Consider the following 12,833-nt stretch of genomic DNA (forward strand, 5'->3'; position numbering starts at 1 on the left):
CGTGAATCACAGATGTGATTAGTGTAGTTGGTCCATTAGAGCAACTAGGTGATCAACAGCCGCTTCAGCTTGAGGGCCTTCTGCAGAGATAGTTACTACAGTGCCTTTTACTAGGCCAAGAGTTTGCAGTTTGAAAAGGCTCTTAGCACTTGCGCTTTTGCCATTAGAAGTCACTGTAATATCAGCATCGAATGCTTTAGCTTCTTTAACGAATTGAGCCGCAGGACGAGTGTGAAGGCCGTTTTCTGCAGTGATTTCTACTTGCTTCTGATACATGTGTGTTACCCCGATTAATTTGCTTTTTGTTGGAAACTGAAAAGTAGTTTAGCTTACCTTCTTATCTATCGCTTCGCTAGCGAAGAAAATAAGTGGCTCTACTCGATTGCTTTCAGTCATCACTCATCATTTATTTATTTTCTGTTAACTAATCTTAGTTGGTTAATTAACAGGCTTCTTTATTTCGAAGCTAAAAATAAAACATCCTGATTATCACTAAAGGAGTGGTAGGGATCAACAAAAAAGCCCCATAAAGGAGCTTTTTTCATAGAAAAATTGATTTGGACCCGTTTTATTGTTCGTTCTCTTTGTCGGTAAAGATACCTGCAAACAGAGCCGTACTTAGGTAGCGCTCACCAGAACTTGGCAGTACCGTAACAATAGTTTTTCCTTCAAATTCAGGTAGTTCAGCGATCTTATTTGCAGCAACAACCGCTGCGCCAGATGAAATCCCGGCAAGGATTCCTTCTTCTTCCATTAGGCGACGAGCCATCGTAATAGCTTCATCAGAAGTCACTGAGATAACTTTGTCAATTAGCTCTAAATCTAGGTTACCAGGGATAAAACCAGCACCAATACCTTGAATTTTATGCGGCGCTGGTTGAATTTCGTCTCCTGCAAGCGCTTGAGCGATCACTGGCGATTCCGCTGGCTCTACCGCGACAGTTGTGACTGCTTTACCTTTGGTATTTTTTAAGTAACGACTTGTACCGGTTAAAGTACCACCCGTACCCACACCGGATACAAACACGTCAATGTTGCCATCGGTTGCATCCCAAATCTCTGGGCCAGTAGTTTGCTCGTGAATCGCTGGGTTAGCTGGGTTGTTAAATTGTTGAAGTAGTAAGTACTTGCTTGGATCGCTTGCTACAATTTCTTCCGCTTTTGCAATAGCACCTTTCATACCTTTTGCCGCTTCGGTAAGTTCTAGGTTAGCACCTAGCGCTTTTAATAGCTTACGGCGTTCAAGGCTCATTGATTCAGGCATGGTTAGCGTTAATTTATAACCACGAGCCGCCGCTACATATGCAAGTGCGATACCGGTGTTACCACTGGTTGGCTCGACTAGTTCAACGCCTGGCTTTAATAAACCAGCTTTTTCTGCTTCCCATACCATGTTAGAGCCGATACGGCACTTTACGCTGAAACTTGGGTTACGAGCTTCAATCTTAGCCAAAACGTTGCCCTTACTTACGCGATTTAAGCGAACAAGAGGAGTGTTGCCAATAGTTTGAGAGTTATCTTCGTAAATCTTTGTCATTTTGATGTTCCTTCATTACACGGTAGGGTGTGAATTAATAAGCATCTTATACCAATCGCACTAATTATTTGATTGGTATTTAATGTGCATGATTGAAAGCATAAATCTACAGCAAATAAGGTGAAAGGAATAAATGGTTATATGATATGGGTAAATGTCTGATTTAAATTTGTGCAGATATTAAAAAAAACGCCTTAATCCTATTCGATTAAAGCGCTTGTATGGTCAATTAACTTGATGTAGGCATATAAGTTAATGATTGAGTGATTTGTATCTATCTACCCACATAGCCGTTGCTCCACAGACTGCAATCGGCATAACAAATAGGTTTACAATCGGAACCATGGTGCATAAAGCGACCAATCCTCCAAAGCTATAAGCATTCCATTTGTCACCTTTAAGGTCATTTTTCATTTTAGGAAAAGTGACTTTGTGGTTATCAAATGGGTAATCACAATACTGTATTGCCATCATCCAAGCAGAGAAAGCAAACCATAGAATAGGGCCTAGAGTCTGGCCGAGTGCAGGGATAAGCAACAGAATAAAGAGACCAAGCGCTTTCGGTAGGTAGTACTTAAGTTTTACCCATTCTCTATGCAAGATTCGTGGGGTGTCTTTAATCAATGAGAACAGGTTTTGATCTGTAGGACCTTGACCCGTTAATTGGATTTCTAACTTTTCAGCCAGCAGGCCATTAAAGGGGGCTGCAATCCAATTGGCAACGGTACTAAAAAAGTAACTGAATGTTGCAATGATGGTAATGCCTAATAATGGTAGTAATAAATAAGACAACCAAGACAGCATGTCCGGCAGTGTACCTAACCAATTATCTAACCATTCACTCAAGTTACTATATAGATAGAATAGCGAACCACCGAATAAAATGATGTTGGTCAGCAAGGGTAAAATGACAAAGCGTCGAATGCCCGGCTTGAAACATAATTGAGCACCATAGACAAAATAACCAAATCCGGTTTTCGGTGGTTGGTCTACTCTCAAGTTAGGGGAAGGTGACATGAACACTCCATAAATAAGGTACAAGCGTAGTGTTTATTCTACTGTTATAGAGAAATAAGAAAAGCTTGTTTTATTCTTGCTGAATCTCACATCTTAAGGTGACTTGGGGATAATTTTTTTGGTAAAGTAATCAATAGTTATATACAAACCACTCATTTAGCCATTTCTATGGCATGATAAGACACAATTAAGCATCCAAGGTGACTTTTGTAATTCAACAAGTTGAGTGATGGTTTCGGTAATTATATTAATAGTTGAGAGTGATAAATGCAGGAATTGCGACTAGTACTCATTATTGTAGGTGGGCTGGCGATTGCAGGTTTGCTGGTACATGGTATATGGACGAGTAAGAAAGAAGGTAAAGCAAAGTTTGCTGATAAACCTTTGAATAAAATGGAGCCTAAGGTCAATACTCCGCTTGCTGATGATGCACAAGAAGGTATCGTTTCTCACGCCACTCCGGTTAAAGAACGTAAAGAACCAGCTTTTCATATTGATGAGTCAGAAGAAGATATCGATCCTTTATTTGGCGAGTCGGATATTTCTTTTGCGGCGACGGATGATGTTGCTCCTGACCAAGCGGTAAAAGTGGAAGTTCAAGATCAAACTGTTAAAACACAAGCCCCATTTTCTGAGCCGGAACAAGTCACCGCCAATGAAAATATTACTGACCCTGAAGTGAAGCAGGATAAAACAGAATCAACTGCAACTGGCTCTCAGTCAAAAGAATCACAAGAGAACGAACAAACCGATAAAAATGACATGGAAGTGATTATTTTCCATGTACATGCGGCGGGCTCATCCGAGTTTGTTGGTACTCAGTTATTTAACAGTATGCAGCAACATGGTTTGCATTATGGTGCAATGGATATTTTCCACTGCCACACCGATACGTCAGGCACAGGAAAGGTCTTATTTAGTGTTGCAAACATGATGAATCCGGGAACACTCGCTCATGATGACCCTGCAACATTTATTACCAAAGGTATTTCGTTCTTTATGACATTACCTTGTTACGGCGATGCTGAACAAAACTTCAAACTTATGCTGAAAACTGCTCAACAAATTGCCGATGATTTAGGTGCAAATGTTTTAGATGATAAACGCAATCTAATGACGCCGAATAGACTATCGGCTTATCGTCAGCAAATTCGCGATTATGTTGCTCGTAGCACCGAAGCTGAATAAACCGCTGGCAATGCAAGAATACTAGAAACGAAGATTCAGGCTCCTTCATAGGGGCCTTTTTTATGAATATATTTTTTTAGAAATAAGTACTATCAGGTAAAGACCATGAGTAGCGAAATTGAGAAAAAAATAGAGCAATTAAGAGAGACACTTCATCATCATGGTGTCCGTTATTACGTTGAAGATAATCCTGAAATTACCGATGCAGAATATGACCGCTTAATGCGGGAGTTAATCGCATTAGAGCAAGAGAACCCAGAGTTTGCTTCTGATTCGTCTCCATCAATGCGAGTGGGTGGGAAGCCTCTTGACGGATTCACCCAAGTAAAGCATGAAATACCTATGCTTTCATTAGATAACGCATTTGAAGAACCCGAGTTAGATAATTTCCATAAAAAGATCGCCACTCGTTTAAAGAATAAGCAATGTGATGTTTATTGTTGTGAGCCAAAATTGGATGGTCTAGCGGTTAGTTTGCTTTATGAAAATGGTATTTTAGTCCAAGCGGCGACTCGTGGTGATGGTGCGACCGGTGAAAACATTACCGCCAACGTAAAGACCATCAAATCAATTCCGCTCAAACTACAAGGTAACAACTGGCCACAGCGTATTGAAGTACGCGGTGAAGTTTTTATGCTTCTTGATGGTTTTAATGCCTTTAATGAAAAAGCGCTAAAAAATGGTACTAAGCCGTTTGCTAATCCACGTAATGCCGCTGCGGGTAGTTTGCGACAGCTCGACTCTAAAGTGACCGCCACTCGGCCATTAAGCTTTTACGCCTATAGTGTTGGTGTTGTTGAAGGTGGAACATTACCGCACAGCCATTATCAACGTTTTTTAACCCTAAAATCTTGGGGGCTACCTATGTGTCCAGAGACGAAAGTGGTTGAAGGGCTGGAAAATGTAAAAGCTTATTATCAAGATATTTTGCAGCGTCGTAGCGAGCTTGCTTATGAGATAGATGGTGTAGTAATCAAGGTTGATGACATTGCTCTACAAGAAGAGTTAGGTTTTGTTGCACGAGCGCCTCGCTGGGCGATTGCTTATAAGTTTCCAGCCCAAGAAGAAATGACACGTTTAAATGATGTGGAGTTTCAAGTGGGTCGTACCGGGGCGGTGACGCCTGTTGCTAAGTTAGAGCCAGTTTATGTCGGAGGCGTGACGGTCAGCAATGCCACATTACATAATGCTGATGAAATAGAGCGTTTAGATGTGCATATTGGCGATACAGTGATTGTTCGTCGGGCTGGCGATGTGATCCCTAAGATTGTTGGCGTAGTGCCTGACAGACGTCCTGAAGATGCTGTTCGTGTTATCTATCCGACTCAATGTCCGGTTTGTCATTCAGATGTTGAGCGAATTGAAGGTGAAGCGGTTACTCGTTGTACTGGCGGTTTGATCTGCCAAGCGCAACGAATAGAAGCATTGAAGCACTTTGTGTCCCGTAAAGCTATGGATGTGGACGGACTAGGGGTCAAGGTTATTGAGCAACTAGTCGAAAAAGAAATGGTTCAAACGCCAGCGGATTTATTTAAGTTATCTGCGGGTGTGATTACGGTTTTAGATAGACTTGGACCTAAGTCGGCGCAGAATATCGTCAACGCTTTAGAGGCAGCAAAACAAACGACATTGCCACGTTTTCTCTACTCGTTAGGGATCCGCGAAGTTGGTGAAGCGACAGCACAAAACCTTGCATTACACTTCCATACTTTAGATAAAGTTAGGGTGGCAACTAAAGATAATTTGATTGAAGTGCCAGATGTTGGTCAAGTTGTGGCTGAGCATATCGTGCATTTCTTTTCAGAAGAAAATAATCAAAAAGTGATTGATGATCTTATAAGTCAAGGAATTCACTGGCCTGAAGTTGAAGTAAGTTCCGATCCTGATTCATTACCCCTTAAAGATAAAACCGTGGTGATTACCGGGTCTTTCAGTCAATTAAATCGTAATGATGCTAAAGCAGCACTACAGGCTCTAGGGGCGAAAGTGGCGGGAAGTGTATCGAAAAAAACGGATATTTTATTTGCTGGAGAGGCGGCAGGATCTAAGCTAACTAAGGCTCAGGAGCTAGGGGTTGAGGTTCAAACGGAAGAGCAGTTATTAGAAATACTGAATAGTTGATCTTTATTTAAATTGTTAATTAAGTCGCTATTTTTTGAAAAGGCTCCCAGTAGGGGGCCTTTTCTGTATTTACTGATTCACAAATGTTTCCTTATATTTGATTTATTTATCCATGCCTGGCTATAGGGTGATTATCGTGAATGCTTGTTGTGGTGTTGAAATTGGGCTTGCTTTCTTGTCTTTGCTTAAGTTGTTGATTTTTAGTTGTTATATTTTTATTGGTACTTTGTGATATTGATCACCAATGTAAGGGAACTTTGCACTCGCTCATGTTTTTTTGTTAAAGATTTAACTTATTGTTGATGTTTTGCGCAGCGAAGTTAGTCTTAATCTCGTAGGTACACATTGTGTGCGAACATTAAAAACAGAAAATTTTTGTTTAGTTAGTTTACTAAGCAAATTAATAGGAAGAATGCCTTGTTGCTTTCGGCGGCCACTTAAAGCTTCAAGGTGAAATAAAACAGTTATGTCCATTTTTTAGGAGCTTTTCCATGGAAAAAATTTTTAAACGTACGCTACTTGGCGCTGTAGTTTCTGCTGCAGCATTTACTGGTACAGCTAACGCAGCTGAAATTGGTATCAACTCCGATTTTACTGTTGAAGCATACGGTGTAGCAGCTATTTCTGTTGTGAATTACAACGTTACAGATAACCGTAGTGATAGTACGGGAGCTGTAATTGAAAATGAATCACGTATTGGTTTCCGTGCAGGTAAAGATATTGTTGATGGTTTAAATGTATTTATGCAAATCGAATCAGGTTATGTTGATAATACTGATTGGGGTCAAGGTGGTAATCCAGGTGGTGTCCTTGGCTTCCGTGATACGTTTGTTGGTCTACAAGGTGATAGCTGGGGTAAAGTTCGCTTTGGCCGTATGCTGACGCCAATGTATGAAATTGTTGACTGGCCTTTCTCTAATCCAGGCTTAGGAAGTGTATTTGATTGGGGCGGTGTTCAAGGGACTTATGACCGTCAATCTAACCAAATTCGATATGATTCACTGAATTATGGAGGCTTTACTTTTGCCGCGTCTGTAGGTCGAGATTCTGGAGCATTTGGTGGTGGTACAGCAACACGTGATTCTTATTTTGGTGGTCTGAACGCTAGATATACAATAAATAAATTAACATTATTAGGGGCGGTTGAAGCTGGTAATAACTTTAAAGGCGTGGAAGGCGATGATAACTTTGCTTACATCGCAGGTTTTGATCTAGCTCTTCCGGCGGGTTTTGGTCTTTCAGCAGCCTTTAAGCATGAAGAAGTGAATGCTGCAAATAGTGCTGATGATCTATCCCAAGACTCTTACTCAATTATTGGTCAGTACTGGTACGAAAATATTGGCTTTAAGTTAGGTTATGCTGCAAATCTAGATTCAGATAAGGGTGGTATTGAGCAAGATGATGACGCAAGCACTATTTCTGGTCAGTTAATGATGACAATCAATGGGTTTGTTCCTTATATTCGTGTTGCCGGTCGTAAAACACACCAAGATGCTACAACGAATGATACAGACCTTGTAACACGTGTTGGTATTGAATACGGTTTTTAATCCTTTTTTATCGGTATAATACGTGAACCTGACGCTGGCTTAGGCCAGCGTTTCTTTTTATAGCTGTAGGTGAATTTATGAAAAAGATATGTTTGGTGTTGTCCACGTTATTTTTAGCATCATGTGCAAATTTTGCAGATGATGGTGACTATTCCGATGCGATTCAATCAGTGAAAGAACGCTCTAATTTTACTGAAATTAAAGGAAAAGCTTTCACAACAAGTGATATATTAGTTAGTAACAGTCAGATATTAAATAGTGCCGCGAATATTACCGCTATTTTCCCCAAGCAGGGTGCGACCAATATCGAATCGTCATATGTAGCTATGAGTATGACATATTTTAAAACATATAATCTTTATGAAGAAGCTCGTTATAATGGGAAAAGTGTGCCACTTAAGGCTTATAAAGTTACTAGTGAAACTTGTAATGATAATTGTACAACGACACAGTATGTGACATTTCCTATTGATATGGCGACTTTAGAAAAAGCTAAGACAGAAGGTCTTGAATACCAAATTGCAACATCTAATGATTCTTCAGTCGTTGAGTACAAAATACCAGCCGGTTATATCCAAGCTATTTTTAATGAAGGGGCAGAACATAGTAATGCGACTCTTCAAGTGGGAGCACCTAAATCTGAAATCAGTAAACCACAAGAAATGGTTGAGTATTGGTATCAAGAAGCCGAACAAGCAGAAAAAGAAGCCTTCTCATCTTGGGCTTTCCAAAATCGTAAACAAGTTTCTGCAGACCTAAAAACAACGGGTAAGCCAAGTGAAATGTTGGACTACTGGTATAAAAAGGCATCTGAAGAGCAAAGAAGCCAAATCCTCACTTGGTTACTGAAAGTTGAGTAAGATTCACTCACTAATTCGATAACTCTACATGGTATACTTTGAATCGATCATAACCTCTGTTTATGGTCGATTTTATTTTGGAGGATAATCATGAACATTAGCCAAGTAGCGAAATTAACTGGGTTGTCGGCAAAGTCTATTCGTTTTTATGAATCGAAAGAGGTGATTAATCTACCACTGCGTGGTGAAAATGGTTATCGATATTACACAGATGAAATTGTTGAGCAGCTTAAATTAGTCGCGCGAGCACGAATGGTTGGTTTTAGCTTAGATGAGTGTAAAAGCTTAGTTGATCTAGCTAATGATCCTACTCGCCATAGCTGTGATGTGAAAGTAACAGCTAAGCAGAAACTTGTTGAGGTAAGAGAAAAATTATCGCAACTGCAAAAGATCGAGAAGCAGTTGACTCAGTGGATAAATGATTGCCCGGGAGATGAGAATCCCGATTGCCCAATAATCGATAACTTAAGGGGCAATCAGAAATAGACTGGCGCAGTACTTTATAATACAAGTACACGCTGATATCACGCCTAGTAAAGTAGTGAATAAAGTTGTCTGCGATATTTAGAGGCAAGAGCATTTCCTTGACCTAGTGCAGATAAAATATCCATACACACCGTTTTGACTTCTCCATCACGAGCATGGAGATCTTTCTTCAAAATGCCCATCAATAATTGTAGAGCTTCTTCATCTCGTGCGACCTGGTGATATTGCAGAGCTAAATCACATAGGCATGCTAGATTGGTTGGATCTTCTGCAAATTGTGATTCTAGTGCTTGAATTTCAGGGCTGTCTGCCGCCTGTTCATGCAATTCTAATTTTGCCACTAAGCCTTTGTAATAATTATCCTGGTATTCAAGTGGAATGCTGGCTAATTGTGTTTTAGCAAGATCAAACTGTTGTGTCTCTAATAAACAATCGGCAATGGCGAGCTTGATATCACCACGTGAAGTGTAGTTTTCCGGTAATGTCTGTAAAGCGGTTAAGGCCTCTTGATGTTGCTTGTTCTCCATTGCTTCAATGGCAGATTTAAGAGCCAAATCTTCTGGGCTTGGAAGGTGTTTCACCAACATAGTTGTGATGGTTTCAATACTTTGAGGCCCAGCCATGCCATCGACCGCTTGACCATTAGAAAACAAAGCAATCGTTGGGAGAGACTGGACACCAAATTGAGAGGCTAAAGCTGGCTCTGCTTCGCAGTTAAGAAAAGCGAGCGTGAATGCGCCTTGATATTGATTGGCAAGTGTTTGTAATTCATTGATAACAACAGTGCTTTCAGCCACCGATGGTGCCCAAAAGTGGATAAGAACAGGCTGTTGCTGAGAAAGTTCTATCGTTGGGCGGAAATTTTGTTCATTAAGTTCAATGATGAATTCTGGCTGCATCTCAATATCCTTGAAGTCACTTGGGTGTAGTAGGCTCGGGAGGCCTAAATCATTTATATAACAATGAGGTCGCCACTATGATAATTCAAGGTAGTAGGGTAATAAGATAAAGGTCAAAGCCGCTTGTTTGATGTTTTAACTTGCCCTTCTGGAGCTTCATCTTGAGGTCACTTGGGTATATTAATACTCGAAAAGCTTTTCTGCCATTAGAATATCAAAAAAATAGTGCATACAATGGCTATACACAGCCAGTTAAGTTGGTTGAGGGTCATTAAACTACTCCATCATCGCCTCTCTATTTTTGAATAATGACACATAAATATTAAGGTTTAATGACATGGGGTTTATACCCAAGTAACTTCAAGGTGCGAGTTTCAGCAAGAATAAAACAAGCTTTAAGCAAGGCAAATTGAATATGATCATAGTTATTCTATCTCTGTTCAATTTAACGCGGCATAAAGCTTGTTTTAACTTGCCCTTCGGGAGCTTCATTCAAACCTTTATGCCGCGTCAGATTGGTTTGAAAGGTGCTTACATTCCTTCGCCAATCTTCCTTACCTAAAGATTTGGATGAAAGCTCTGAATTCTGCATCTTGAAGTCACTTGGGTATATTAATCTCTACTGGATAAAATTTGCTTTAATGCGGGCTCTAAGTGAGAAAAGGTAAAGATAAAGCCTAATTCAGTAAGATGCTTAGGCTTAGCTCTGACACTATCAAAAAGCAATTGTGAAGATTCGCCCATGATCAGATTCATCATCCATTTAGGTGTTGTGATGATTGCGGGGCGCTTGAGTGTTTTTGCTAAGGCATCACTAAATGCTAGGTTGGTGACAGGATGAGGGGCACTAAGGTTAAAGATACCAGCGGCTTTTTTATGATTGATTAAGTAGGTAATTGCACGAGCTGCATCCTGCAAATGGATCCATGGCATATATTGCTTACCATTCCCCATCTTCCCTCCAACACCTAACTTAAATGGAGGTAGCATAGCTGCAAGAGCACCGCCATCGGAACCTAAAACAATACCTGTACGTAGTAAACAGACTCGAGTGTTTTTACTTTGCGCTTGCATGGCAATGTTTTCCCATCGCTGGCAAACTTTATAAGGGAAACCAGACGTTGCAAGAGCCGTATTTTCATAGACTTGCTGTTTATCTTTATCGCCATAAATGCCTATCGCAGAGCCGCTAATAAAACATTCGGGAGGGGAGGTACTTTTATTGATGAGATCAACTAATTGCTGCGTAGTGCCCCAGCGGCTAGCACAAATTTTTTGTTTTTGAGTTGTGGTCCAACGTTTGGTGGCGATCGGTTCACCTGCTAGATTAATCACCACATCAATATGATTAAGATCAGAGAAGCTGGATAATTTATCGATATAGTCAATATTAGAAAAATCAGTATGTTTTAACGCTGATTTTGCTTTTTTCGGAGAGCGAGTCAACACTGTAATCTGATGACCCGTGAGATGTTTAATTAACTCACAGCCGATAAAACCTGTTCCTCCAGTGATTAATATATGCATAACCTCTCCTTGTTTGTCACTATTATTATAGCTTTCATGTGGGCACTCCCATCCAATGTGAGGTAAGAAAAGTTAGGCAAGCGGTTAACTTTCCCTTATGTCATTAGGAGGAAGTATTATTGAGAGAATAAAACTGTCGAGCCATGCGCTAAACTGGTTAGCAATAGAGTACGGTCATTGACTACGTCAATTTTTCGGCTTTGTTGGGCATTGATCTTAAATAGTGTTTTCAATTTCTCGACTTGCTCTGGTGTTATTTGAGTGATCGGGGTAGTTGAAATATCTTTAAATTCGCTTGCATCAATAATCAAGTAATGGTCGCTGAGCTCCCAGTTTCCAGATTCAGAAATGACGATTTCTACCGGCTTCTCGATATCTTTACTCGTAAAAACTAGCGTCGAGTTTTTGATATATGTCTGGTTTGGCAGGTACTTAACGGTTGATGAAATACTGGCCTTATCTAGATGCTGAATTTTTTGATCCCAAAAGTTCATATAAGCAATCGTCGTGGATTGCCACTCTTTTGAAGTCAGTTTTTGCTTTAGTTTGATATCACCCTGCCAATAGTTCCATGAGCCTATTAGAGCGACAACAAGTGCGATAATCGATATTGTTTTTTTCATGTTAGCCTCTATTGACAAAGGGATTCAAAGTTCGTTTGGTTAACAAACAATACAATGGTTTTATTTTGTTCGGTGTCTTTGAGAGGGTAGATGTAATTCAAAGCAATATGCTCACTTTCACCACCGGTTGCGATCACTCGTGAGAGGGTTGTCGGTACATGTTTTTGATAAGCCTCGGTACACCTTTCTATAATTGGCAACCATTGATCGATTTGTGGCTGGTTTGCCGGTACAAAAAGTGGAATATCGTTTTCCATTTCAATTTTAGTCAGCTCATTGCTATCAGGCACTTCGCTCACCCACGCTAAGGTAGGTAATAGAACGATGAGAGCCCAAACTAAATAAAGCCAAGCAGGGTTCTTAGCTTCTGCTTTAGTTGATGTTTCTTTGGTGCTGGCAGCGGTATTCTGACTTAAATTTGTGGTTTGCTTTGCTTCTTCAATATTATGAGTCGCCGCTGAGTCATATTCAGAATCCAGAGCTTCTGCTTTATCGGCTATGTCATGTGCTTGTGATTGAGTCGCAATATCGACCGAAGAGATTAATTGATAGCCTCGTTTCGGTACTGTTTTCACAAATTGTGGAGACTTGGTGGAGTCTTGTAGCATTTTTCTAAGCGTAGAAATTGCTTGAGTAAGACTTGAATCGTCGACCTGAAATCCTTGGTCTCGCCATACATACTCATGCAATTGATCTCGGCTCACCACTTGATTTGAGTTTTCGATCAAGATCAAAAGTATACGGCTTTCATTACTTCCTAAACGTACGATATTGTTGTCATCATTGAGATCGCTTAGCGTGTTGCTATTAGGATCGAATATGAACTTTTGGGCAAGAATATATTTAGTGCCTATATTGGTCATTTAGGTTTTCTCAGTAGCAGAAATTGGTTGAAATCGACCTTTCGCACAGCTAAAAATTAGCGAAATTTAGATTTTGTGATGTTTTTCACCTTTATGATAATGAAAAATGATAAGAAAAACACGGTTTTGATGAATTTTTACCTTGAATTTATATTCGCCCGC

The 12,833-nt window shown here is 40.2% G+C and carries 12 protein-coding genes; 5 read left to right on the forward strand and 7 right to left on the reverse strand.

Annotation, left to right across the window (positions count from 1 at the left end; translation table 11 throughout):
• Nucleotides 1-18 precede the first annotated feature (18 nt).
• The 3 genes from K358_RS0111550 to cysZ all read right to left on the reverse strand — a co-directional run bounded on the left by K358_RS0111550 (nt 19) and on the right by cysZ (nt 2,554).
• Nucleotides 19-276, reverse strand: coding sequence for an HPr family phosphocarrier protein (locus K358_RS0111550; protein WP_027696971.1), 258 nt, complete (start codon nt 274-276; stop codon nt 19-21).
• A gap of 292 nt (nt 277-568) precedes the next feature.
• Nucleotides 569-1,537 carry a cysteine synthase A gene (cysK, locus tag K358_RS0111555; protein WP_027696972.1) on the reverse strand — a complete coding sequence of 323 codons (969 nt, stop codon included), beginning with the start codon at nt 1,535-1,537 and terminating at the stop codon, nt 569-571.
• A 252-nt stretch (nt 1,538-1,789) separates the two neighbouring features.
• A complete protein-coding gene (cysZ, locus tag K358_RS0111560) occupies nt 1,790-2,554 on the reverse strand; it encodes a sulfate transporter CysZ (RefSeq protein ID WP_051241292.1) in 765 nt (254 codons plus the stop codon).
• Nucleotides 2,555-2,821: 267 nt separating this feature from the next.
• On the opposite strand from cysZ, the gene zipA reads away from it, so the two are divergent.
• From zipA to cueR, 5 genes are all read left to right on the forward strand, one after another.
• The gene (gene zipA / locus K358_RS0111565; RefSeq protein WP_027696974.1) at nt 2,822-3,742 is read left to right on the forward strand and encodes a cell division protein ZipA; all 921 of its coding nucleotides are present in this window, start codon (nt 2,822-2,824) and stop codon (nt 3,740-3,742) included.
• 105 nt (nt 3,743-3,847) lie between these two features.
• Nucleotides 3,848-5,863 (forward strand): NAD-dependent DNA ligase LigA, encoded by a 2,016-nt coding sequence (gene ligA / locus K358_RS0111570; RefSeq protein ID WP_027696975.1) that lies wholly within the window; start codon nt 3,848-3,850, stop codon nt 5,861-5,863.
• A gap of 491 nt (nt 5,864-6,354) precedes the next feature.
• Nucleotides 6,355-7,413, forward strand: coding sequence for a porin (locus K358_RS0111575; RefSeq protein ID WP_027696976.1), 1,059 nt, complete (start codon nt 6,355-6,357; stop codon nt 7,411-7,413).
• Nucleotides 7,414-7,490: 77 nt separating this feature from the next.
• The gene (locus K358_RS0111580) at nt 7,491-8,273 is read left to right on the forward strand and encodes a hypothetical protein (RefSeq protein ID WP_027696977.1); all 783 of its coding nucleotides are present in this window, start codon (nt 7,491-7,493) and stop codon (nt 8,271-8,273) included.
• Nucleotides 8,274-8,363: 90 nt separating this feature from the next.
• Nucleotides 8,364-8,759 (forward strand): Cu(I)-responsive transcriptional regulator, encoded by a 396-nt coding sequence (cueR, locus tag K358_RS0111585; protein WP_027696978.1) that lies wholly within the window; start codon nt 8,364-8,366, stop codon nt 8,757-8,759.
• 44 nt (nt 8,760-8,803) lie between these two features.
• On the opposite strand, the gene K358_RS0111590 is transcribed toward cueR, so the two are convergent.
• The 4 genes from K358_RS0111590 to K358_RS0111605 all read right to left on the reverse strand — a co-directional run bounded on the left by K358_RS0111590 (nt 8,804) and on the right by K358_RS0111605 (nt 12,671).
• Nucleotides 8,804-9,658: a co-chaperone YbbN gene (locus tag K358_RS0111590; RefSeq protein ID WP_027696979.1), complete on the reverse strand. Its 855-nt coding sequence runs from the start codon at nt 9,656-9,658 to the stop codon at nt 8,804-8,806.
• A 612-nt stretch (nt 9,659-10,270) separates the two neighbouring features.
• A complete protein-coding gene (locus K358_RS0111595) occupies nt 10,271-11,185 on the reverse strand; it encodes a TIGR01777 family oxidoreductase (RefSeq protein ID WP_027696980.1) in 915 nt (304 codons plus the stop codon).
• Between the two features lie 116 nt (nt 11,186-11,301).
• Nucleotides 11,302-11,808: a regulatory protein ToxS gene (locus tag K358_RS0111600; RefSeq protein ID WP_038150128.1), complete on the reverse strand. Its 507-nt coding sequence runs from the start codon at nt 11,806-11,808 to the stop codon at nt 11,302-11,304.
• An 8-nt stretch (nt 11,809-11,816) separates the two neighbouring features.
• Complete coding sequence (locus K358_RS0111605) at nt 11,817-12,671, reverse strand: winged helix-turn-helix domain-containing protein (RefSeq protein ID WP_027696982.1); 855 nt, start codon at nt 12,669-12,671, stop codon at nt 11,817-11,819.
• Nucleotides 12,672-12,833: the final 162 nt, after the last annotated feature.

Origin of the sequence: Vibrio litoralis DSM 17657 (assembly GCF_000426765.1) — a bacterium.
In the GTDB taxonomy this organism is placed as follows: Bacteria; Pseudomonadota; Gammaproteobacteria; order Enterobacterales; family Vibrionaceae; genus Vibrio; species Vibrio litoralis.